Here is a 23,371-nt window from a genome sequence, read left to right as displayed (position 1 = left end):
CTTTCACTTTGGGACTAACGGTTACTTGCTTTGATGTACGGATTGGTCATAGAGAGTGATCGCTTTGCTGAGCGCGTCAAAATCCGCCGAACACAAATACCGCTTTAAGCTTTCAAACTTTTCGGCAGGCCAATCGTAGATTTTTAACGCCAGTAACTCAGAAATAACGTCTTTATCGAACCGATACTTGATTAATTTCGCGGGTGATCCCGCCACAATACTGTAGGGTTCGATATTTTGGGTGACAACACTATTTGCGGCAACAACCGCACCTTCACCTATCGTCACCCCTGGCATCAACATACATCTCATGCCTAACCAAGCCCCATCACCAATATGAGTATCACCTTTGCCTACATAGGCATCCTCGATGAAATCCATAAAGGGGTATAAACAAAACCAATCTGCTCTATGCGTATGATTTCCGCCCATTAAGATCACAACTTCGGCAGCGATACACACATAATTACCGATATAAAGTTTATCGATAGACCACTTAGGTTCCCACTCACGGCTCACTTCATCGCCATGAAGATATCTCACCACAGATCCCTCAAAGCCAGCATCCCAGCAATCACTGTAATAGCTATGCTGACCTTTGACTATGATATTGGGATTGATGACCACCTCGTGCAATAACTGAACTTTTGACCAATGCTTTTTCTGCATTGCAAATCCTCTTTATAAACAAAATTGTCAATACGAAACATAATGTTATGAGAAGCTTCACATTAGAATAGTCAGTGAATACGCGGCTGTTTTAGCAGAGGAATGAGTTTCATATAAAAAATCACAAGTGGGTATAAAAAAGAAAATAGCCCATAAAACTGAAATATCGACATGAGCTAAGCCGTTGTCACTGAAAGCATACTATGTTCGCGATGAGAAAAATATTCCCTATTTCATCGCGGCTTTTACATAGACATCGAAACGGTTTTTCTTGGTTTCAATAACCGTATTAGGCTTAACCCCATCCAAATCTTCGGCATAGTCTGGGCGCTTAACGACGACACGTTTAGTTGCTAAAGCTAAAGCTGGGGCGAGTAAGCCATCGGCATCTAAATCGGCACCGACTAAGGATTGGAATACACGCATTTCTTTTTTAACAAGGGCCGATTTATCACGGTGGGGGTACATAGGATCGAGGTAAACCACATCCACCTCTTGTGCCAATTTCGATAATGCTTCTAGGCTAGAACCATGAAATAGGCGCATCCGCTCACGCATCCAATCGCCGATTTCAGCATCTTGATAGGCGCGGCGCAGGCCGTCTTCAAGCAATGCGGCAACCACAGGATGACGTTCAACCATAGTTACTGTACAACCAAGGCTTGCGAGCACAAATGCATCGCGCCCTAAACCCGCAGTGCCATCGACAACACTCGGTGTTACCCCTTGCTTTAATCCCACCGCTTTAGCGATAGATTGACCACGACCGCCACCGAACTTACGTCTATGGGCGACGGCGCCAGTCACAAAATCCACCACTATGCCATCGAGCTTAGGCTCATCGCGTTTATGCAGTGATAAAGTATCTGATTCAAAACGCAATTCGAAGGTCGCATTCGCATCGTAGACGAGTTGCCAACGTGCACAAATATCCACAAGTGTTGGGTATTGCTGATTGAAAAAAATCGGGGTCACAGGCTGTCTTCTAACCAACGAAAATGATGGCCATTATGCCTAAAAATCTCGTTTATGAACATGCTAGTAAGCAAAACACATCACCAAGCTCATCACTGTCTTAGCCAATTTGTCTCAGTACGCCCTTAAAAATTCAAACAAGCATCACACTGTAATATACTGATTTATAAAGGCAGCAATCTATTTGTATAACAGTTTAGTGATTTATGTTATATGTTACGTCCCCAGCCAACCTGCGTGACTTCCGTACGGGATAAGGACTTTTTTTGCTTCAATGGCTAAAAGGTTTTTTGTTTATCAGGGAGCAAGATTTTTTAAATCCTGACAAAACGATATTAAAAACCAGCTTATTGCGGATTATTCTGCTCAGTGGTGCCATCTTGACCACTAGCATAGTGCTGCATAGCTCTTTAATTGCGTATGAGTTAAACCTCACTTTCATTATCAGCATTACGGTCAGTTTTTTAACCGTACTATTCCTGTCTTTATGGTTTACGCGCAAATATTTACTCGTCAGCTCTATCAGCCTGCTGGCGATGGTTATTGCAGCCTGTTTATCTATGCTGTTGTTTATCCCTGACTTTAACTTATCGCAGGTAGGTATTACTTTCTTATATACCTTGCCCTTGATGGCGCTTTTCCTGTTTGGCAGAAAAGTCGCTTTTATTATGATGTGTTTCAACGTATTGCCTTTTTTACTGCTACTGCGTAACCAAAACCTGCCACCCATTATCGATATTGATATCAGCCTACCTGCGACCCACGCTTATCTAAACGGTTTGCTGTTTATGTTTTTTAATATCTGTATCCCGTTGTCGGCGATGCGTCTGCTAAAAACCCAGAAAATCCATGCGCAGCAAATGATCCAGCATCAAAATGCACTGCAACATACATTAGACCAATATGCTGAAATCTTTGAAAATAATGGTACAGCCTCTTTCTTCTGCAATGAGGATGGAGTCATTCTCAACCTGAATAATGCCGCGAGGGAAATCGCTGGAAAAGTCACACTAAACAGCACTCGCCTATGTGACATTTTTGAACTTACCGAAGATACCAGCACGAATTTACTGGCGGCGTCGTTTCCGACCCATTTAAAGAACAATAACAGCACTAAATATCTGCTGCAAAAAGCCTCATTACAGCATCATGATACTTTGTTATTTCACTGCCACGATGTCACAGAACAGGCAAACCATGCGATTGAGCTGAGTCGACTTAAAAAACACCACATCAGCACGCATTTCTATGATTTAGTGACAGGATTACCCAACGAAAATCACTGGTATAACCCAGCGCCAAGCTTGATCCATCAGGAAATGACAGTAGCCTTAATCAAAATTGATAATCTTAGCCAAATTAATGCTGCTTTCGGTATCAGCGTCGGAGATGCCATCCTAAAAGCCTTTGCTATTGAACTCAAAAATCGCTTTGGTCATATCGCAAAAATATACCGATTTAGAGGAGCATCGTTTGCACTCGAGTTTACTAGCCTGCCGCTTATCTCCCCTGAAAACCTAGCGCTACAATTACGCGAGCGTATTCCAACAAACCTACAACTTAAGCAAGAACAACAGACTGAATATCATCTCGAGTGCAGAGTCGGTTGCAGCTCTGGTAATAAAGCCTCACCGCAGCAAGCCGCGGAGCAATGTTTAATTGCCATAAAACAAACCACCCAAGCTAGCCCAGTGATGGTGTATTACATTGGTTTGATTAACAATCTGCTCGAAGCTTCATCGCAAAAAGCCAGAATCCGTGACGCGCTGAAACACAACCGCCTTGAAATGTGGCTGCAACCTAAAGTGATGGCCAATGGCCACATTACTAGCTTTGAAGCGCTAGCAAGAATGTTTGACGAAGACGGCACTATGATCATGCCGAACACTTTTATCCCCATCATAGAGTCATCTCAATTGCAGGCGATTTTTGCGATAAAAGTCTTCAGGCAATTACTACAACTGATCCGTTCTTGGCCTAAGAATGTGCCTCTGGTTAGGATAGCCTTTAATTTATCAGGGCAAGATATTCTGTCGGATCGCTTCTTTAAAGTGTTGATCCAAACCTATATGAATCATCCTGAACTCATCCCATTGTTGGAAATTGAAATTACTGAAACCTCTGTATTTTCAACCCATAAAGAAACAGGCCGACGCCTAAACACCTTAGCTCGCATGGGGGTATCTATCGCCATTGACGATTTTGGCACTGGCCATGCGTCATTAAGCCAGCTCATTGATATCAGTGCCGACACAATTAAAATCGACCGTTACTTTGTCAGTCAAATGGGCATTAGTGAACGCCATACCCAAATTGTTAACGCCGCCATCCTGTTAGCCAAGAGCTTAAAACTCAACGTCATTGCCGAAGGTATCGAAACCGAAGCCCAGTTATTGCAACTCACTGCGCTAGGATGCGAACAATTTCAAGGTTATTTATTCGGTAAACCCGCACCAGCGAATCTCTGGCTGAAAACCTTTCAAATGCAAACCCCCACACATTGGTTTGCCAATAAAAAGAGCGCCAACTGAGGCATTAAATTTACGCCTAGAAGCATCGCAGGTATAATTGCCGACTGGCATTTGCCTCTCTTTGCTATGTTTGCAAATTACTAGGATCCCCCATGTTAAGTTACCGCCATGGTTATCACGCTGGCAATTATGCCGATGTGTTGAAACACGCCATCTTGCTACAAACCTTGCAGCTGATGCACAAGAAAGACAAACCACTCGTGTATATCGATACCCACGCAGGTGCGGGTGGTTATGCTTTAAGCGATGAATTTGCACAGAAAACAGGTGAATACCTCGAAGGTGTAGCTAAGCTTTGGGATAAAACTGACTTACCACAATCGCTGCAGGACTATGTCGCCGCCGTGCGCCATTTTAATGAAGAAAATCCAGACGAACTCAACTTCTACCCAGGTTCACCCGCCATTATCGACATGGAGCTAGGGCCTAAAGATCGCATGGTCTTGCACGAGCTGCACAGCACTGATTATGTGTTATTGGATGATTATTTCTGCGAAGACAGACAAGTTAAAGTGATCAAAGGTGATGGCTTAAAAGGCCTTATCGCCGCAGTACCACCATTAGAGCGTCGTGCTCTGGTGCTAGTCGATCCTAGCTACGAGATGAAAACCGACTACCAAGATGTGGCCGAAACCCTGATAAAAGCACACAAACGTTTTGCTACGGGTGTGTTTATCCTGTGGTATCCAGTCGTAAATCGCGCTCAGACCGAAGGTATGCTATCGCGCCTAACCAACAGTAGCATTAAACGTCAACTGAGAATTGAACAAGCCATTAAGCCCGATTCAGATGAATTTGGCATGACTGCGGCAGGATTATGGATCATCAATCCACCTTGGCAGTTAGACGAAATCGCAACTGAATTAATGGATTACTTGGGTAAAACACTTGGACAAGTGGACGGTAGCATTACCGTAAAATGGGAAGTCGGCGAGTAACCTTCGACTCAAATAGCGGCGATGATCTCCGGATTTTCGCCACTTCATTTCAGCTTGCTAAACGTCCTTCTGCTCGCGGTAACGCTTCAATAAAATTTTCACACGCTCAACATAGGCTTGGGTTTCAGGATAGGGCGGAATGCCATTATACTGAACCACGGTCGTCGGCCCCGCATTGTAAGCCGCGCAGGCCAATGCGACATCACCATTGAACTGTTTTAGCATTTGTGCCAAATACTTACTGCCACCTAAGATATTCTCTTCAGGCAAAAATGCATTTGCCACACCCATCTCTTTTGCTGTTTCTGGCATCAATTGCATTAATCCCATGGCGCCAGTTCGCGAAAGCGCACGCGCATTAAAGGCTGATTCCGCGTGGATCACAGCGCGGATTAAGGCGGGATCAAGTTGATGCTTATGGGCTGCATGGGAGATCAAGGCATCATAATTAGCGGTAAATAGCCGAATACCATTCCAGTCTATGGTCGAATCGGGACGACAGGCAAAACAGTCATATAACAAAATTTGATACTGGTTATTTGCGGGGGCTTTGTCGGTAAATACGGTGACACCATTAGCTTGTTGGTATTGATAAATTTTGAGTTTTTCTAGACCTTCACTACTCACTATGCCGCTCTGTGAGTACCGCGCCACAATACGCGGCTTAGCTTTTTCGCGCGCCTCCTCAGCATTTGCATTTATCATCAAACTCGATATCAATAATAAGCACAGGCCTAGCGCCTCAAATCTGCAGGGCAATGAAAAGGCTGCAAAAGTCAGTGTACGAGCAAGCGCTGAGCGAGTAAGCAACATCAAAGTCCCGTGTACTGATTAAGTTTAAGTACTTCAATAATAGCAAAGAGTTGCTTCATTTCTCGGTTTATCTGACTAAATTCTACTGAAAAGGTTGCGCCATGAAAAATGGACTGCATTTGAAAATGCGTTCTGCGATTCGGCAGGAACAAAGTCAATTTATTGCGGAAAAATGCACATTGAATATTGCCATCGAAATGTTTGGCAAGCTCCTGTAAGCGCTCCATAAATGCCGTATTGAGAAAATAGCGTGACTCGATTTGATCCGTTGAAAACACGTCGAACTCTTTTTCAAATTGCGGATCTTCAAGTTTGACTCGTACCAGTCCCGCATGGCTGTCGGACAGGAAATTGGCTACACCACCGCGATCCCTCAGCACCACAGTGTGGCCCATAAACGCTTTATGGCTACTCAGCTCAACCACTAAGCCACGAAACTGGGTTTCCGTGCGGGTCACAGTTCTGCGCCTGCTGGTACTGACATCCAGTTCTTCGACTTGCACATTCTTGGTCAGGGTAAGCTCATTGACCGCCAACTCAACGCCCTTATAGCAGCCTTGTATATAGTCACCGAAGCTGACTTTGTCGTATCGCGGTAATACTTTAGCCGCAACGAGTCGATTCATGTCGAGGCGCATTTCGCGGCTATAAATAAAATCATCGCCGAAATATTTAAACATCCGCGGATAAATATCATTTTGAACCAAATGCTTAAACTCACGAGTCGGAGCAAAGCTCCACCAGCTTAATCCGACTAAGGCAAGCAATGGCAAAGGCGGGAAATAAGCGCCGCCGCTGTAGTAGCCAATAACGGTGAGCAAGCTCAGCCCAAGCACTATCATCAAACTCAAATACAAACGTTTACGCGCCGCCTTAAGGCAAGCCGCACGCTTAGTTTCATATTTGCGACTGATTGGAGCGATATGTTCTTCGTAATACGCTTCGAGTTGAGGTAGTTCGTCCAAATCCGCAGACAAACCAACAGGCCCCCGATAAGTCCGAATCGGGCTACCTAAAATAAAAGTGATGATATTCATATTGATGTCATAGTATTGCAGGGTGATAACTCACCCTGCACAGCTAAGCTTACAAGTATTCGGCCGCATCTACGGGCGCTTTTGCCGCTTCGCTCACCTCATAGAATGGCATCACTTTAATACTCGCCATAGAAGCGATAATCGAGCCGGGGAAGATTTCTACCGCAGTATTAAGCTCGGAAACTGCCGAGTTATAAAAACGCCTCGCAGCTGAGATATGTGCTTCGACCTCGTTATAGGTCTGCATCGCCTGCAACATAGTGTTGTCGGACTTGAGCTCAGGATAGTTCTCCACATTCACCATCAAGGTACTCATTTTGTCGTTCAACCGCTCAGCCTGAACTAAATGTTCTTTAACTGCGCTAGGGTCGGCCTTGTTGTAATTATGGCTGAGCTGAGTGCGTAATTCGGTGATTTCAGTGAGCAGTGACTTTTCATGCTCCATAAATCGTTTAGCAATTTTTAGAATATTAGGCACAAGGTCGGCACGCTTGGTCAGCTGTACATCGATACCCGACAAGGCTTCGAGCGCGGTATTGCGCTTTTTGACTAGGCTGACGTACCAAAGATAGGTCACGATAAAAATCAGCGTTAATCCCAATAACAATTTTTCCATCTTCCATCCTTAGGTTTCTTATTCTTGTTAATAGGATACAGCTAACCATAAATGAGTGAAAATTTCACCTGCGGGCTGATTAAGACAATGAAATTACTCGCTGGTCAGAGCTGGCGATGTTATCTAACGAGCAATCATCAACGAAACTGGCCATATTCAGCGATGAAAAGTGATCATCTGCATAAAAAACAGCATTTAACCTATAAATTTATCGATATTCAGCTCCGATACAGCAAACAACGTCTATAGTGATATGGCACAACATTAGAGCATCCAATTTTGCTCGTGAATACTGGACTCCTCGAGAGTCCATTTTTTTATCCTAATTTTCGCCCTCCTCACTTCAACACAGTCAATAGCAACATTTAAGTTTCAATTAAAACTTAACAATCATACTTTGCCGCTAATTTTTTAACTTTTACCTTAGCTTTCACTCCGAGTCTTGCACCTAGAGTTATCCCCTCAGCCACGTCATCCACAATCGGCCGTCGGCAATGTCTCGAGTCTGTTATAGGGTCAAAATATTGCGCTGCGTAAAGGTCGACATAAAGGAAGGACGATGAGTTTTAATTCCGGCGATATTCCCCCACAAAAAGCTTCTGAACCCAATCCACAACAGGGCGATATCAGCTCTAGTGGTTGGTTTGTACGTTTTCTCAATATTGTTGAACGCTTAGGCAATCTGCTGCCCCATCCAATCACCTTATTCGCACTGTTCTGTGTTGCCGTGGTCATTATTTCAGGTATTGCGGGCTACTTTGGGTTAACCGTGGTCGATCCTAGACCTATTGGCTCACACGGCCGCAGTGCCGACGGTTTAATCCATGTGGTGAGCCTGATGAACGCCGAAGGTTTGCGGATGATAGTCTCGCATCTAGTGACCAACTTTACCGGGTTTACGCCGCTCGGCACAGTGCTCGTGGCACTACTCGGCGTCGGGATTGCCGAACGATCTGGCTTATTATCTGCGGCTATGCGCGCCTTAGTCATGGGTGCCTCTAAACGATTAGTCACTGTGACCATAGTATTTGCCGGCATTATGTCCAACACCGCTGCCGAGCTTGGCTATGTGGTACTTATCCCTATGGCGGCGATGATTTTCCACTCCCTTGGCCGCCATCCACTTGCAGGTTTAGCTGCCGCTTTTGCCGGGGTTTCAGGAGGTTATAGCGCTAACTTGTTGCTTGGTACTGTCGATCCCTTGCTATCGGGCATTACCGAAGCTGCGGCGCGCATGATAGATCCTCAATACAACGTCGGCCCAGAAGTAAACTGGTACTTCATGTTTGTCTCCACCTTTGTGATCACTTTCCTTGGCGCCTTTGTCACCGAAAAAATCGTCGAACCTAAGTTAGGTCAATACCAAGATGATGATGCAGACGAAACCGTACTGCAATCGATGGAGAGCATCAGTGCTATTGAGAAACGCGGCTTAAAATGGGCTGGGTTATCTATGTTAGTGCTCGCGGTTATTTTAGCGATTTCAGTCGTACCAGAAGGCGCACCGCTGCGCCATCCTGAAACCGGTCTCATCTCAGGTTCGCCATTCCTCAAGGGCATAGTCGCCTTTATCTTTATCTGTTTTGCCATACCTGGCTTTATTTACGGCAAAGTCGTGGGCAGCATCAAAAATGATAAAGATGTCATCAATGCCATGTCCCACAGCATGAGCACTATGGGCATGTATATCGTCCTCGTCTTTTTCGCCGCGCAGTTTGTCGCCTTCTTCAACTGGAGTAATTTAGGTGCAGTATTGGCGGTGTTAGGTGCCGATGCTCTGCAATCCATTGGCTTGACGGGCCCGATCGTATTTTTGTTCTTTATTATGCTCTGCGGCATTATCAACTTGATGCTTGGCAGTGCCTCGGCCCAGTGGGCCATTACCGCTCCTATTTTTGTGCCTATGCTGATGCTGGTTGGTTATGCGCCCGAAACGATTCAAGCGGCGTACCGTATTGGGGATTCGGTGACTAACTTAATCACACCTATGATGAGCTACTTTGGTTTAATCTTAGCGGTTGCCTGTCGTTACCAGAAAAACCTAGGGATAGGTACGCTGATCGCCACTATGCTGCCGTACTCGCTCGTGTTTTTCGTGGGTTGGACAGCGTTCTTCTTCCTGTGGGTATTTGGCTTTGGTCTGCCCGTTGGGCCGGGAGCCGCGACTTACTACACGCCTTAACCGCAATAAAAAAGGCGTCGATAGTGAAGTCGACGCCCTTTCTTTATTCGATAGCTTTAGTCGTATAGCCATTCCATTAACAGACTGCAGATCATCAAAAAAATACCTAGATTAAACACATAGGTCTGTAGGGTAGATTTTAATGTCGAGTCCTCAGCTTGCGATACTATCTGGCTCACTGACATAAAAAATAATTGAGGGGCTAACCCCATGCCCACAAATAACACAGCAGCACCGACACAGCGAGTTAACTCTGGTAGTACAAGCTCCTGCAAGTAAAATGCATAAACGCCATAGGCCAAAAATGCCAGCGCTATGCCATGGCATACCATTCCCACGATAAGTTGCTTAGTGGCAAGATTACCCCACGAAAACACCATGTCACTCCTACACTCAGCTTAACCAGAACTATTGATACTATTGGGCGCGAAGTTTATCTCGCTTACGATTAATCTGCACCCACACAAACCAACCAAATAAAATACCGCCAATGGGATAAATATAGAGCGCTCTTTGCAGTTCCGCCCAGAATGGATCGCCCGAGATAAAATAATGTATTAAGGCGACCACGAGGGACGTCAGCATACCCCAGAACAATACGCCAAAGACCAAAATGACGTACATCTTACCCTTAGCAATGAGTGCATCTAGTTTTTGCAATTCCAACGCAGCATCATCCATGTTTCGTCCTCTTAACTGCCTCAGCGCAATATGCCAGAACTCGCGGACAGTGCCTATCCATCTTTATAACTAACAGCATTAAAATAACAAAAAGCCCTGCAATTGCAGGGCTTTAGTTTAGAAGTTTAGAAACGATCGAGCTTATTCAGCTGAGTTTGGCTTCTGTTCTTTACCTTTCTTCTCGCGCTTACTGAAGAGACGCTCCACTATCACGAAGAATAATGGTACGAAGAAGATCCCTAGGAAAGTCGAGCTCATCATACCGCCGAGTACACCTGTACCAATGGCGTTTTGACTACCAGAGCCTACACCGGTACTGATAGCTAACGGCACAACACCCAGACCAAAGGCTAGAGACGTCATTAAGATGGGGCGAAGACGCACACGCACCGCATGTAAGGTCGCCTCAACTAAGCCTGAACCTTTCTCATAGAACTCTTTAGCGAATTCCACAATCAAGATGGCGTTCTTAGTCGCTAACCCTACTGTGGTTAACAGCCCCACTTGGAAGAACACGTCGTTTGGCAAGCCGCGACCATTCATTGCAATCAAGGCACCGATGATCCCGAGCGGAACCACGAGCACAACTGCAAAGGGTACCGACCAGCTTTCATAGAGTGCTGCCAATACTAAGAAGACCACTAAGATCGACAGAGCATACAGCGCTGGCGCTTGGTTACCCGATAGACGTTCTTCATACGATAGACCGTTCCACGCGACACCAAAACCAGGAGGAAGCTGCTTGGCTAAGTCTTCCATAATTGTCATAGCTGCACCGGTACTGAAACCAGGAGCCGTGGCACCTTGAATGTTCATCGATGGTAAGCCGTTAAAGCGTTCTAAACGTGGAGAACCGTATTCCCATGCACCAGTGGCAAACGCAGAGAATGGCACCATGTCACCCTTGTTATTGCGCACGTACCAAGAATCTAAATCTCCCGGTTGCATACGATACTGGGCATCACCTTGCACATATACTTTCTTCACGCGGCCGCGGTCAATAAAGTCATTCACATAAGAACCACCCCAAGCCGTTGCAAGCACATTGTTCACATTAGTGATTTCAATGCCTAACGCGCTCAACTTAGCGTGATCTACATGTAATTGATAAATTGGCGCATCTTCTTGACCGTTTGGACGCACACCCACCAGATTTGGATTCTGTGCCGCCATACCAAGCAGTTGATTACGTGCCGCCACTAACTTCTCGTGGCCTTGGCCGTTCTTATCCTGCAGGTACATGTCGAAACCGTTCGCCGTCCCCAACTCGATTACCGCAGGCGGTACGAAGGCAAATACTAAGGCATCTTTCATCTGACCGAACACACCCATAGCGCGACCAGCAATAGACTTCACATCCATACCAGACGCTTCACGCTCAGACCAATCCTTCAAACCAACGAAGGCGATACCCATGTTTTGCCCTTGACCCGCAAAACTGAAGCCCGCCACGCTAAACACCGATCTCACACCCTCCTCAGCCATAAAGTGATCAGACACTTTCTCCAATACTTTTAAGGTGCTTTCTTGAGTTGAGTTAGTCGGCAAAATGGCTTGCGTGAACAAAATACCTTGGTCTTCATCTGGTAAGAACGCCGTAGGCATACGGATAAAGATCCAACCCACTGCAATAACCAGCACAACGTAAATCGCCATCACTCTAAAGCCGCGCTTGATGATCCCAGCAACGCTCGACTCATAACGATTAGTCAGTTTATCGAAACTACGGTTAAACCAACCAAAGAAGCCAGTTTCGATATGAGCATGGCCCTTCTTAATCGGTTTGAGCATAGTCGCACAAAGTGCAGGAGTTAAAATCAAAGCAACTAGAACAGACAACGCCATCGCAGATACGATAGTGATAGAGAACTGACGATAAATAACCCCCGTTGAACCTGACATAAATGCCATAGGGACAAACACTGCGGAGAGGGTCAGACCGATACCGACTAAAGCACCGGTAATTTGATCCATCGACTTACGCGTCGCTTCCAGTGGACTTAAGCCCTCCTCGGCCATTACCCGCTCGACGTTTTCCACCACCACAATCGCATCGTCCACCAGCAAACCAATGGCGAGCACCATAGCAAACATGGTTAAAGTGTTAATCGAGAAACCCGCTAACGACAGAATCGCAAAGGTTCCCAGCAATACCACTGGTACCGCAATAGTCGGGATCAAAGTTGCGCGGAAATTTTGCAAGAAGAGGTACATGATGATGAACACTAGTACAATAGCTTCAAGCAGGGTATTCACTACACCTTCTATCGATTTTTCAACGAAAGGCGTTGTATCGTATGGATAAACAACTTCTAGCCCTTGCGGGAAGAAAGGTTTCATCTCAGCAATTTTTTCACGAACAGCTTCAGCAGTATCAACCGCGTTAGCACCCGTTGCCAGCTTAATCGCTAACCCTGTCGCAGGTTGACCGTTATACAGTGACACCACAGCATAACTTTCAGAACCTAATTCAACCCGTGCCACATCACTTAGGAAGACGTTTGCACCTGAAATATCCGATTTAAGGATAATTTTACGGAACTCTTCTGCCGTTTGTAAGCGGCTTTGAGCCGATACCGTTGCGTTCAACTCTTGGCCTGCCACAGAGGGCGCGCCACCTAACTGTCCAGCTGAAACTTGAGCGTTTTGAGAACGAATCGCAGCGATAACGTCTAAACTGGTCAAGTTGTATTGAGTCAATTTCAACGGATCTAGCCATATACGCATCGCATATTGGGCACCAAACAGCTGAATTTCACCTACGCCCGGTACGCGACTCATAGGATCTTGAATGTTCGCACCAACATAGTCGGCGATATCGCCTTTATCTAACGAACCATCGGTCGATACGAAGCCTAATACCATTAAGAAGCCTGAACTCGACTTGTTAACGTTAACCCCTTGCGCCTGCACCTCTTGCGGTAACAGGGTCATAGCGCCCTGTAACTTGTTCTGCACTTGAACCTGTGCAATATCCGGATCGGCTTCAGCGTTAAAGGTTAAAGTGATCTTAGCATTACCAAAACTGTCACTGGCTGAGGCGATATAACGGAGGTGATCGATACCCGTCATACGTTGCTCAATCACCTGAGTCACAGAATCTTCAACAATCTTAGCGGAAGCGCCAGGATAGTTAGCACTGATCACCACGGTCGGTGGTGCAATGTTAGGATATTGGGACACTGGCAGCGAGCGGATCGAAAGGATCCCCGCCAGCATAATAATCAAGGAGATCACCCACGCAAAGATGGGGCGATCAATAAAAAAACGTGCCATAGCTATGCCCTATTGTGCTTGCGTTTCAGAAATAACTTTGGTGGTTACTGGAGCGCCGGGACGAACTTTCTGTAATCCTTCCACAATCAACTTGTCGCCCACAGTTAAACCAGAAGTGACTCGCCATTGGTTGTTAATCACTTCTGCGGTCGTCACAGTTTTCGCTTCGACTAAACCTTGGTCATTCACCACCATAGCCACAGCTTCACCCTTAGAGTTACGCGTAATCGCTTTTTGTGGAACCAAGATAGCCTGTGGATCAGTACCCGCATTTAACATAGCGCGAACATACATGCCAGGTAACAAGATACCTTCAGGATTAGGGAATTCGGCGCGCAGAATAACTGAGCCAGTGTTTGGATCCACGCTCACTTCAGCGAACTGCAACTTACCCGGATGACTATATTGAGTACCATCTTCAAGCAATAATTTCACGTCTGCATTTTCTGAAGCTTGTAGTTTACCTTGCTGCAACTTAGCTTTAAGACGTAACAACTGAGCACTCGATTGCGCGATATCCACATTGATAGGATCAAGTTGTTGAATCGTCGCCAGCGTTTGGCTCTGGTTGGCAGTGACTAACGCACCCGCAGTCACACTCGATTTACCGATACGACCAGAGATAGGCGCTAATACTTCAGTATATTGCAAGTTGATTTTAGCGGTGTTAATCGCAGCTTCAGCCACGGTTACATTCGCTAATGCTTCTTTATAAGCCGCTTCAGCTTCATCGAACTCTTGCTTACTGATGGCGTTGGTTTTTACCAATTGCTGATAACGTGCCGCCTTAGCTTTTGCTGAGGCTAAGCCCGCATTCGCTCTGGCTAAATCAGCATTGGCACTCACTAAAGCAGCTTTATAAGTTGAAGAGTCAATCTGATACAAGGATTCACCCTGTTTCACATTGCCACCTTCAACAAAACTACGCTTAGTGATAATACCGTTAACCTGTGGACGAACTTCAGCCTCGAGGAAAGCTTTACTGCGTCCTGGTAATTCCACCTGAATCACTTGTGGCTGGGCAACAACATTAAGGATTCCCACTTCCATACTACGTGGACCAGCACCCGCCTGAGCGCTCTCTTCTTGAGGGCTGCAAGCTGCCATCCATAACGCCACGCTTATAACTGAGGCAAGTTTAATTGTCTGCCGCATGAGAACTCCTTCAAATATTAACTGCCCACATACCAGTACACTTATTGCGCTGACACGAGCCGTAATTATAACTAAAATCAAATCCGTTATTTATCTCATAGCCTATATGAATCAACAAGGAAGATAACGAAACTAAATTGTAAACTAATGAAAATTTTCACTCATTCAGCATTACTATATTCATCGAATTGTTATTCGATTTAAAAAATCGGTTAACTTTGAGTGGCATTGTTAGGGGGATATGCCGTAAAACACCCAATAAGCCTACTCCATATTGAATATGTTGCAAATCTGTTCATATTCTAGACTTGCGGCAGGCCAAAGCCCACAGCTCAATGACGTTAGCTTAACCGTCACTTGTTGCAATAATTTGTACATAGAGACGAAAACGCAGCGCGCTTGTTTTTACTCAGGCCACTCTCAGCATCAAGTCGTTAAAAACGACCCTATCAAGACTGACAATACCGAAAGAGAGTAAGCAAAGAGCTGGCTTCAGACTGCTTGTGCGTAAAAACATGAATACATCCGATAGCGGATTGCTGTGCAGTTTATTACATCTACTATTTGTGCACGGCTAAAAGGCAGCGCCAGCGTTATGAGGTAACGCCACACAATTAAACAGTCACAAATAATAGCTAGCGGGCTATTTTAGTGGTTACCCCAAAACGGAGCAAACCCGAAATTCAGATTAATACCCCATTAAATGAAACTCAGACTCCCACAAATAATGCTTCTGTAATGACAAATATTGCTAGCAAAGCAATATTTGTCTATTAAAACTAATTTGTTCATCTTCAATCACAACTTAACAGGACTAAATTCGATTATCGCCCACGCTGCAAGCCAAAATACGGCTGATATCAGCCAAACAACGACCCGACTCCTGTTGCCACTGATTAAATACGGCTTGCACTTGCTTAAGCGCCGTTTGTGATGAAAAACCCGTATCGACTAACTTATGTGCTTTAAAATAGCCTTGTACATCATCGGTTAACAAAAAGGTATCTTTGCCAATACCGCGCAGAAAATAGGGACCCGTATTGCCGCCCAATCGAGTACCGCGTTTCTTCAACAACGCCCACAAACCAATAATATCCTGTGTCGGCCAAGCGGCGATCAGTTGCGCCAAACTGCCATGTTCGCGAGCAACATCGTGGATCATCAGAGCGTTATCATAAATAGCTTGGGTCTTTTTAAGATGGCGAATCAAGGTCGCATCACTTGCCCGCGCTTGAATTTGCTCAGGCGATAACATTAATACTTTATGCGGTTCGAACCCAAAGAAAGACTTCTCATACTCGGGCCATTTGTTAACAACCACCCGCCATACAAAACCACTTTGAAACACCTGACGGCTCATCGCCGACAATAATTCAGCATCCCGATATTGGCGAATTTCATCATCAGACAGGCAACCAGACAATAAGGCTTCGAGTCCAGCAGGTCCGCCTTTGCGCTCACTGGCTCTGGCATAAATAGATGAAAAACGCTCTAACTGGCTCATATTATTACCTTTAAAATGATTAAATCCCGACACTTCCTATATGGGCTCATAATACCTATTTTTACCCCTGATGGATCACTTGGCTTTGCCAAGAAAAATTGTGTTTATTCCAGCATTTTTTAAGAAAACTCTTACAGCAAGCGCTTCAATTACGACTAAAGTTAAAACGTAAAGTCCGTAAAAGACTGGGTTTGGAGTGAGTGCCTATGGAGCTTTTTTATCACCCGTTATCACGCTATTCACAGAAAGTGCTCATCGCACTTTATGAAAAGCAGGCCAACTTCTACCCCAGAATCATAGATCTACGCGACCCTTTGTCCCGCAAGGAATTTCACCAACGTTATCCGCAAGCGCGAATCCCCCTGCTTAAAGCCCAAAATGAACAGCTGATACCCGAATCCAGCATTATTATCGAGTACTTAGATAGGCATTTTGAAAACAGTACCCAGCTGCTGCCACAAGAACCACAACGCAACTTACAGGTACGTTTGTTCGATCGCATCATAGACAATGATATTAACAACCCATTATTTCAATTAGAAAAGTTAAAGCACATAGAAGACAGCAATGAATTCGAAATCAAACAATTAGAGAAGCAACTACTGACACAGTTTCAACGCTTAGACGCGCAACTCACACAACATCATTGGGTCTGTGGCGACAGTTTTACCTTAGCCGACTGTGCACTCATCCCTTGTTTAAGCTATAGCTTCCAACATCTAAACCTGTTGGATTTAGATGAAATCGTGCGCTATTGGCAGCAGGCACAACTGCGTGGCGCTTGGATGTTAGTACAAGAAGAGGTGTTACTGGCTGAGATGGAGGAAACGGCAGGAATAAGAGGCATACCTTAGCGAGTAAGTCATGCCTCAACACAATCACATATTGCGTTCTTTCTTCAACTGCAAAAACGCTTTCCACTTCACGACTTCTGGCGGCAACTCAGGTGCAGGATCGGTATAACCCGCCTCTTTCACTAGTACATCTAACGGCACTTGCTTACCTTTGCACACAAACACACCGCGCACATGCACGATACAATGTAGGCCACGTTCGCTCACAAAGCGTTGTTCAATATAGAAATATTTTTCATCCCAACCGACGACTTTGGTTTCAATCTCAAAGGTTTTCAGCGGCTTAATATCGCGAATATAAGTAAATTCGGCGGCGTTGACTATCGGCATCCACTTCAACTTTAAGAAACGTTTCAGCAGACCCATCTCAGCCAACATATAAGTCCGCGCCAGATCCATAAACGCGGGATAGCGAGAATTAGTTAGATGGAAATTGATATCGCAATCGCTCGGTAAAGCACGATAAGTGATACGGCTTGTCCCTAGAAAATCGATCTTACGACAATGGCGCGTGCGCCAGAATAACAACCAAAACAAACGAAAATACAGATTCATAACGCGCCGCCCTTGAAATAAGAGCCACAGGCTAACAGAGGTCATACCACAGGGCAAGCGGGATATAGCTCACAAAAAAGACGCCCTAGGGCGTCTTTTTATCGTTCGATTAAGCTAAATACCTCAGATAATCATCCCATTAAAATGGGCTGATTTATCAAAACTCACAATTGCTTATGCAGCAATGCCTGAATGTCTTAACAGGGCATCGATATTCGGCTCGCGTCCCATAAACTGTTTGAATAAGTCCATAGGCTCGGCTGAACCACCCATTTCGAGGATATTGTGCAGGAAGCGACGACCCGTTTCAGGGTTGAAAATACCTTCCTCTTCGAAACGGGAAAACGCATCCGCCGAGAGCACTTCAGCCCATTTATAGCTGTAATAACCTGCGGCATAACCGCCCGCAAAAATATGGGCAAACCCATGTTGGAAACGGTTAAAATCCGGCGGCGTTAATACGGCCACCTGACGACGCACTTCGTCTAAGGTTTCTTGAATGCGCGCGCCTTTAGCTGGGTCGTATTCGTGGTGCATTCTAAAATCGAACAACGAGAACTCGAGTTGGCGCAGCATCATCATGCCAGACTGGAAGTTTTTCGCCGCCAGCATTTTATCTAATAAGGCTTTAGGTAATGGTTCACCGGTTTCAAAGTGGCCAGAAATTTCGGCTAAGGCTTCTTCCTGCCAACACCAGTTTTCCATAAATTGACTTGGTAACTCGACCGCATCCCAAGGCACACCATTGATACCCGACACGCCTGCAACATCGATTTTGGTCAGCATGTGGTGGATACCATGGCCAAATTCATGGAACAGGGTTGTCACTTCATCATGGGTAAACAGCGCAGGTTTGCCATCGACCGGACCATTAAAGTTACAGGTCAAATATGCCACTGGCTTTTGTAATCCATTGGCGGTTTGACGGCGCACACGGCAGTCATCCATCCAAGCACCACCACGTTTACCTGTGCGGGCATATAAATCGAGGTAGAAGCTACCTCTGTGTTCGTCAGTTTCGTCGAAAATATCGAAGAAACGCACGTCTTTATGCCATCGGTCAAAATCCTTTTGCTCAAGGATTTTAAGGCCGAACAAACGCGATACTGTGTAGAACAACCCCGAGAGCACTTTATCTTCGGGGAAATACGGACGCAGGATTTCCTGTGAAATCTCATACTTATGCTGCTGCAACTTCTCAGCATAGAAACTTAAGTCCCAAAAGGCCATTTCAGTCACGCCATATTCGGCCTCAGCAAACGCTCTCAGCTCAGCCAGTTCTGCCTTAGCTTGATCCTTTGAGCGCAGCGCTAATTCATTTAAAAATGCCATCACCTGCGCCGGTGTTTCAGCCATTTTCGTCGCCAGGGATTTGTCAGCAAAACTATCAAAACCGAGTAACAATGCGAGTTCGTGGCGCAAAGCAAGAATTTCGTCCATCAGCGGGCTGTTATCAAACTCTCCGGCATTGGGACCTTGATCTGAAGCGCGAGTGACAAACGCACGGTAGCATTCTTCCCGAAGACTGCGGTTTTCGCTGTAGGTCATGACGGGTAGATAAGAGGGGAAATCTAAGGTAAATAACCAACCTTCTAGCTCACGCGACTGCGCCATCGCTTTAGCGGCGGCTTTGGCAGACTCGGGCAAACCAGCAAGCTCAGCTTCATCAGTGATCAACTTAGTCCAAGCTTGCGTCGCATCCAGTAATTGATTCGAAAAACCACTGGTGAGTTCAGAAAGACGTTTTACAATCTCGCCATAACGCACTTTTTGCGCGTCATCTAAACCAATACCCGATAGTTCAAAGTCGCGCAGGCTGTGCTCTATCACCATCTGCTGGGCTTGGCTCAATTGTGCAAATTCATTGGATGCTCGCAGCGCTTTATAGGCTTGATACAAACCTTGGTGTTGGCCAACGTAAGTACCGTATTCCGATAAAAGAGGTAAACAAGCATCATGGGCGGCACGCCACTCATCTGTGCTAGTCACTGAATTCATATGAGAAACGGGCGACCAAATTTGGCTTAGCTCATCGTCAACCTGTTCTAATGGCGCGACCAAGTTGTCCCACGTAAAAGGACCTTGGTTCTGCAGCACTTCATCAATCTTAGTGCGGCACTGAGCAATGGCATGCTCAACGGCGACTTGAATATGTTCCGGTTTAATCTGTGAAAAAAGCGGTAATTTTGCGCCGCTAAGCAAAGGGTTGCTCATATTGACTCCTCAACAATCTGTATCTGTTATAAATAAGGGCTAATGGCCTATTTATCAAGGCGAGAAAACCGATTGTCCCCTTCGAACGCCTTACTTAACCCTATTTCCCCTGAAAAAAAGTGAACTAGTTCGCATTTAGGATTTACGTTTTATTTACCTACACATTGTTGCAATCTCGATCGCAAATCGAATCAATTCGCATTAATGTTTGTATGTGGGCAAGGTATTATCTGCATAACTAACGTACCTCGACCAAAATCAGCAAAAATATGGCAACACACTCAGTGAAACTTATCGCCAGCGTCCTCTGCACATTAGGGATCAACTGCCTTAGTCACAACGCAGTTGCTAATGAGGGCCTAGAACAAGTCGATAGTATTTCAAACACCATATTACCCCGCCAGATAACAGAACCTTTGGCGGTGACGCTGGATTTAGGTTGGGACAGCAAATATGTCTCACAGGGTCGCAATAACTTGCAAAATGGGGGTATTTATTGGCTCAATGCTGCTGTTCAACACGGCAACTTAACCACTTATGCCTTAGTCGGACGCGGTGATAGCCAAGCCTATACAGAGTGGAATATCGGCCTTGAATATGGGTTCGACTTAGCCGAAAACCTAGAGGCCAATCTGGGATATCAGCGCATTGAAGGCTATAGCAATAGCCGCTGCTAAGATAACGAGCTATTTGCAGAACTCGCCTACAGCGCCACAAATTGGTTGGTACCATCGATGAGTTATGTCTATTCCACAGAGGCGGCAGGCTACTTTGTTGAAGTGAGTTTGCACAGTTATTGGAATATCACAGACCAGTTCAGCCTCACGCCCTATATCACTCAAGGGTTTGATTTTAAATACCGCACAGAAGAACACGATGGCAGTAATAACCTGCAGTTTGGCCTCGAAGCGAATTATCAACTGACCCCAAGCATGAGTATTAGCGGGCACATTAGCCACAGCATTGCCCAGAGTGATATTGAGCAAGAAGCCTCAGCCAATGGCGATATGAGTTCACAAGATCAAACCTATGCAGGCATCCACTTTGCGATAACGTTTTAACGTCGTTTTAGCTCTGTGTTTCTAGCGCTGTATTGCAACCTTCCTCTGTCAATTTATCCCGTGACATTTGGCAAAAACAAAGCTCACTAACTAAACTCAAAATGTCGACGGAGCGACTCACTATTCATATCGATTTTGCCGAGGAACAGGGAATGTTAACGCATCATTTCTATCTTATCCGAACCGCTATCATTACCTTGCCCCTGCTTTTTATCCAAGTGACAAGCTCGACTAATGCGCAACAGGTATCTGAGCCTGAACCGAGTCTAGAGTCCTTAGCGCAACCGGCACAAACCGCGCCTTTGCCCCTAGGCACTTTGCTCGACAATGAAGGCAAGCCGATTAATGTGCCTAACCAAGTGCAAAGTGCGTTCGAGTATTCGCCCCCCACTGTCACACCCGCAGAGCCATCCAAAACCACTAAATCAGCTAAAGCCACTCAATCGAACAAAGCCGCTAAGAGTAAAAAGCTCAGTCGCAAGCAACAGCTCGCCAGTCGTGCACATGTCGCCAATGATCCTAACTGCCGTTGGCTCGATAAACGTATGGATCAGCTAGAGTCCCTACTCGGCGACAAGCAAGATAACGCTGCTAAACATCAAGCCGACGAACTCAGCGCCCGCCAAAAGGAGTGGCAATGTTTGAAATGTGGTGCAGAAGGCCCAGCTCAAAACGATCACTCTAAGTGCCAATATCGCCGCGAAACAGCCACGCGATAACAACTGAATGCAACTTTAGGATTATTTTTATTAAAAGCAATGCCTTATACGTTAGTGATGCAATAGGCTGGTCTGTTACCGCAAAGCCCCCTACAATGACCTTCTGCTGTAAAGCATCTCATCCTTGAAGTAAGACGGAGAAACTCATGGCTCAACATTTTGACTATATCTGCCTAGGCGCAGGCAGCGGCGGTATCGCCTCAGCAAACCGAGCGGCAATGCGTGGTGCTAAGGTTCTACTCATCGAAGCCAAACACGTGGGTGGCACCTGTGTAAACGTAGGTTGTGTGCCCAAAAAAGTCATGTGGTATGGCGCCCATGTTGCCGAAGCGATGAACCTTTACGCCAAAGATTATGGTTTCGACGTCACTGTTAATAAATTCGATTGGAACACTTTGGTCGAAAACCGCGAAGCCTACATTGGTCGCATTCACGATGCCTATGGCCGTGGTTTTGCCAACAACAAAGTGACGCTGTTAAATGGCTACGGCCGTTTTGTGGATGGCAACACCATCGAAGTGGACGGCGAACATTACACCGCTGATCATATTCTTATCGCCACTGGCGGCGCACCGACGATTCCGAATATTCCTGGCGCGCAATACGGTATCGATTCCGATGGTTTCTTCGCCCTACGCGAGCAACCTAAGCGCGTTGCCGTTGTTGGCGCGGGTTATATCGCTGTTGAAGTCGCTGGCGTGTTACACGCTCTGGGCAGTGAAACTCACTTATTAGTGCGTAAACATGCGCCGCTGCGTAACTTTGACCCTATATTAGTCGATGCTCTCGTCGATGCGATGGCAACCGAAGGCCCAACATTGCACACCCATAGCGTGCCAAAAGCAGTGGTTAAAAATGCCGATGACAGCCTGACATTAAACTTAGAAAACGGTGAAAGCATTACAGTCGATTGCTTGATTTGGGCAATTGGCCGCTCACCTGCAACAGGCAATATCGGCCTAGAAAATACCGAAGTGCAATTAGATAGCAAAGGCTATGTCATCACTGATGAGCAGCAAAATACAACTCACAAAGGGATTTACTGTGTCGGCGACATTATGGCGGGCGGCGTAGAGCTCACCCCTGTTGCGGTTAAAGCGGGCCGTTTGTTGTCCGAGCGTTTATTTAACGGTATGACAGATGCCAAAATGGATTACAGCCTGATCCCAACCGTTGTATTCAGCCATCCACCTATCGGCACTATGGGCTTGACCGAACCAGAAGCCCGTACTCAATACGGCGACGATAACGTCAAAGTGTATACGTCGACATTTACCTCCATGTACACAGCCGTTACGGCCCATCGTCAAGCCTGTAAGATGAAGTTAGTCTGCGCTGGCAAGGACGAAAAAGTCGTCGGTATTCATGGTATTGGTTTTGGTATGGACGAAATCCTTCAAGGTTTTGGCGTCGCCATGAAAATGGGCGCAACTAAAGCCGATTTCGATGCGGTCGTTGCTATCCACCCAACGGGCGCGGAAGAGTTTGTTACCATGAGGTAGAAGCGATTTTCGCTTTGATTTCATCATATTTAGGGCCAGCTTATGCTGGCCCTAATTGATCACAGATAGTATAAAACCATTAACTCTCA

Annotated in this window: 18 protein-coding genes and 1 pseudogene; 7 read left to right on the top strand and 12 right to left on the bottom strand. The window is 45.8% G+C overall.

The genetic code is table 11. The features are described from left to right. Positions 1-21 precede the first annotated feature (21 nt). Together L5M17_RS10850 and L5M17_RS10845 are read right to left on the bottom strand one after the other, a co-directional pair. A complete protein-coding gene (locus L5M17_RS10850) occupies positions 22-669 on the bottom strand; it encodes a CatB-related O-acetyltransferase (RefSeq protein WP_263147326.1) in 648 nt (215 codons plus the stop codon). Between the two features lie 228 nt (positions 670-897). Beyond that, positions 898-1,644, bottom strand: a complete 747-nt coding sequence (locus tag L5M17_RS10845; protein ID WP_107949945.1) for a class I SAM-dependent methyltransferase — start codon at positions 1,642-1,644, stop codon at positions 898-900. A 266-nt stretch (positions 1,645-1,910) separates the two neighbouring features. Between L5M17_RS10845 and L5M17_RS10840 the strand changes: the two genes are divergently transcribed. Beyond that, positions 1,911-4,175: a GGDEF domain-containing phosphodiesterase gene (locus L5M17_RS10840; RefSeq protein WP_173248355.1), complete on the top strand. Its 2,265-nt coding sequence runs from the start codon at positions 1,911-1,913 to the stop codon at positions 4,173-4,175. A gap of 92 nt (positions 4,176-4,267) precedes the next feature. Then, positions 4,268-5,113 carry a 23S rRNA (adenine(2030)-N(6))-methyltransferase RlmJ gene (locus tag L5M17_RS10835; RefSeq protein ID WP_131524450.1) on the top strand — a complete coding sequence of 282 codons (846 nt, stop codon included), beginning with the start codon at positions 4,268-4,270 and terminating at the stop codon, positions 5,111-5,113. A 57-nt stretch (positions 5,114-5,170) separates the two neighbouring features. Here L5M17_RS10835 and L5M17_RS10830 read toward each other — a convergent pair whose 3' ends face one another. Genes L5M17_RS10830 through L5M17_RS10820 form a run of 3 tightly spaced genes read right to left on the bottom strand, consistent with a single transcriptional unit; the run spans position 5,171 to position 7,579 of the window. Beyond that, complete coding sequence (locus tag L5M17_RS10830; protein ID WP_263147321.1) at positions 5,171-5,926, bottom strand: lytic transglycosylase domain-containing protein; 756 nt, start codon at positions 5,924-5,926, stop codon at positions 5,171-5,173. After that, positions 5,926-6,963 (bottom strand): DUF3137 domain-containing protein, encoded by a 1,038-nt coding sequence (locus tag L5M17_RS10825; protein ID WP_263147319.1) that lies wholly within the window; start codon positions 6,961-6,963, stop codon positions 5,926-5,928. Before L5M17_RS10825 ends, L5M17_RS10830 begins: the two co-directional genes overlap by 1 nt. Before the next feature lie 49 nt (positions 6,964-7,012). Beyond that, positions 7,013-7,579 (bottom strand): LemA family protein, encoded by a 567-nt coding sequence (locus tag L5M17_RS10820; RefSeq protein ID WP_173248363.1) that lies wholly within the window; start codon positions 7,577-7,579, stop codon positions 7,013-7,015. A 559-nt stretch (positions 7,580-8,138) separates the two neighbouring features. Between L5M17_RS10820 and L5M17_RS10815 the strand changes: the two genes are divergently transcribed. Beyond that, a complete protein-coding gene (locus tag L5M17_RS10815) occupies positions 8,139-9,761 on the top strand; it encodes an AbgT family transporter (RefSeq protein ID WP_131524446.1) in 1,623 nt (540 codons plus the stop codon). A gap of 56 nt (positions 9,762-9,817) precedes the next feature. Here the strand turns inward: L5M17_RS10815 and L5M17_RS10810 are convergent, their stop codons facing one another. The 5 genes from L5M17_RS10810 to L5M17_RS10790 all read right to left on the bottom strand — a co-directional run bounded on the left by L5M17_RS10810 (position 9,818) and on the right by L5M17_RS10790 (position 16,377). After that, the gene (locus tag L5M17_RS10810) at positions 9,818-10,141 is read right to left on the bottom strand and encodes a hypothetical protein (protein ID WP_131524445.1); all 324 of its coding nucleotides are present in this window, start codon (positions 10,139-10,141) and stop codon (positions 9,818-9,820) included. Between the two features lie 37 nt (positions 10,142-10,178). Next, entirely contained in the window at positions 10,179-10,442 is a 264-nt protein-coding gene (locus L5M17_RS10805) for a hypothetical protein (RefSeq protein ID WP_263141372.1), read from the bottom strand. A gap of 141 nt (positions 10,443-10,583) precedes the next feature. After that, positions 10,584-13,718, bottom strand: a complete 3,135-nt coding sequence (locus tag L5M17_RS10800; RefSeq protein ID WP_263147315.1) for an efflux RND transporter permease subunit — start codon at positions 13,716-13,718, stop codon at positions 10,584-10,586. A 9-nt stretch (positions 13,719-13,727) separates the two neighbouring features. Beyond that, positions 13,728-14,873, bottom strand: coding sequence for an efflux RND transporter periplasmic adaptor subunit (locus L5M17_RS10795; protein ID WP_105250703.1), 1,146 nt, complete (start codon positions 14,871-14,873; stop codon positions 13,728-13,730). 814 nt (positions 14,874-15,687) lie between these two features. Beyond that, positions 15,688-16,377, bottom strand: coding sequence for a DNA-3-methyladenine glycosylase I (locus L5M17_RS10790; protein WP_105250704.1), 690 nt, complete (start codon positions 16,375-16,377; stop codon positions 15,688-15,690). Positions 16,378-16,583: 206 nt separating this feature from the next. Here L5M17_RS10790 and L5M17_RS10785 point away from each other — a divergent pair, with 206 nt between their 5' ends. Next, entirely contained in the window at positions 16,584-17,231 is a 648-nt protein-coding gene (locus L5M17_RS10785; RefSeq protein WP_131524442.1) for a glutathione S-transferase family protein, read from the top strand. Between the two features lie 24 nt (positions 17,232-17,255). Here the strand turns inward: L5M17_RS10785 and L5M17_RS10780 are convergent, their stop codons facing one another. Together L5M17_RS10780 and prlC are read right to left on the bottom strand one after the other, a co-directional pair. Then, entirely contained in the window at positions 17,256-17,786 is a 531-nt protein-coding gene (locus L5M17_RS10780; RefSeq protein ID WP_011791203.1) for a thioesterase family protein, read from the bottom strand. A 174-nt stretch (positions 17,787-17,960) separates the two neighbouring features. After that, positions 17,961-20,000, bottom strand: a complete 2,040-nt coding sequence (gene prlC, locus L5M17_RS10775) for an oligopeptidase A (protein ID WP_263147311.1) — start codon at positions 19,998-20,000, stop codon at positions 17,961-17,963. Between the two features lie 269 nt (positions 20,001-20,269). On the opposite strand from prlC, the pseudogene L5M17_RS10770 reads away from it, so the two are divergent. The 3 genes and pseudogenes from L5M17_RS10770 (at position 20,270) to gorA (ending at position 23,282) form a co-directional block, all read left to right on the top strand. Continuing rightward, a pseudogene (locus L5M17_RS10770) lies at positions 20,270-21,061 on the top strand (hypothetical protein). Positions 21,062-21,213: 152 nt separating this feature from the next. Continuing rightward, positions 21,214-21,780, top strand: coding sequence for a hypothetical protein (locus tag L5M17_RS10765; protein ID WP_263147508.1), 567 nt, complete (start codon positions 21,214-21,216; stop codon positions 21,778-21,780). A 146-nt stretch (positions 21,781-21,926) separates the two neighbouring features. After that, positions 21,927-23,282 carry a glutathione-disulfide reductase gene (gene gorA, locus L5M17_RS10760; protein WP_219254393.1) on the top strand — a complete coding sequence of 452 codons (1,356 nt, stop codon included), beginning with the start codon at positions 21,927-21,929 and terminating at the stop codon, positions 23,280-23,282. The last annotated feature ends 89 nt before the right edge of the window (positions 23,283-23,371 follow it).

The sequence above is a fragment of the Shewanella sp. SW24 genome (genome assembly GCF_025653395.1).
Taxonomy (GTDB): Bacteria; Pseudomonadota; Gammaproteobacteria; order Enterobacterales; family Shewanellaceae; genus Shewanella; species Shewanella oncorhynchi.
The sequence above is the reverse complement of the archived record's forward strand: the minus strand, read 5'-3'. Positions and strand labels throughout refer to the sequence as shown.

What these genes read in the sequence shown, in the direction of transcription:
- L5M17_RS10850 (WP_263147326.1), bottom strand. Translation starts at nt 669, where the DNA reads ATGCAGAAAAAGCATTGGTCAAAAGTTCAGTTATTGCACGAGGTGGTC.
- L5M17_RS10835 (WP_131524450.1), top strand. Translation starts at nt 4,268, where the DNA reads ATGTTAAGTTACCGCCATGGTTATCACGCTGGCAATTATGCCGATGTG.
- L5M17_RS10830 (WP_263147321.1), bottom strand. Translation starts at nt 5,926, where the DNA reads ATGTTGCTTACTCGCTCAGCGCTTGCTCGTACACTGACTTTTGCAGCC.
- L5M17_RS10825 (WP_263147319.1), bottom strand. Translation starts at nt 6,963, where the DNA reads ATGAATATCATCACTTTTATTTTAGGTAGCCCGATTCGGACTTATCGG.
- L5M17_RS10820 (WP_173248363.1), bottom strand. Translation starts at nt 7,579, where the DNA reads ATGGAAAAATTGTTATTGGGATTAACGCTGATTTTTATCGTGACCTAT.
- L5M17_RS10815 (WP_131524446.1), top strand. Translation starts at nt 8,139, where the DNA reads ATGAGTTTTAATTCCGGCGATATTCCCCCACAAAAAGCTTCTGAACCC.
- L5M17_RS10810 (WP_131524445.1), bottom strand. Translation starts at nt 10,141, where the DNA reads ATGGTGTTTTCGTGGGGTAATCTTGCCACTAAGCAACTTATCGTGGGA.
- L5M17_RS10805 (WP_263141372.1), bottom strand. Translation starts at nt 10,442, where the DNA reads ATGGATGATGCTGCGTTGGAATTGCAAAAACTAGATGCACTCATTGCT.
- L5M17_RS10800 (WP_263147315.1), bottom strand. Translation starts at nt 13,718, where the DNA reads ATGGCACGTTTTTTTATTGATCGCCCCATCTTTGCGTGGGTGATCTCC.
- L5M17_RS10795 (WP_105250703.1), bottom strand. Translation starts at nt 14,873, where the DNA reads ATGCGGCAGACAATTAAACTTGCCTCAGTTATAAGCGTGGCGTTATGG.
- L5M17_RS10790 (WP_105250704.1), bottom strand. Translation starts at nt 16,377, where the DNA reads ATGAGCCAGTTAGAGCGTTTTTCATCTATTTATGCCAGAGCCAGTGAG.
- L5M17_RS10785 (WP_131524442.1), top strand. Translation starts at nt 16,584, where the DNA reads ATGGAGCTTTTTTATCACCCGTTATCACGCTATTCACAGAAAGTGCTC.
- L5M17_RS10780 (WP_011791203.1), bottom strand. Translation starts at nt 17,786, where the DNA reads ATGAATCTGTATTTTCGTTTGTTTTGGTTGTTATTCTGGCGCACGCGC.
- prlC (WP_263147311.1), bottom strand. Translation starts at nt 20,000, where the DNA reads ATGAGCAACCCTTTGCTTAGCGGCGCAAAATTACCGCTTTTTTCACAG.
- L5M17_RS10765 (WP_263147508.1), top strand. Translation starts at nt 21,214, where the DNA reads ATGTTAACGCATCATTTCTATCTTATCCGAACCGCTATCATTACCTTG.
- gorA (WP_219254393.1), top strand. Translation starts at nt 21,927, where the DNA reads ATGGCTCAACATTTTGACTATATCTGCCTAGGCGCAGGCAGCGGCGGT.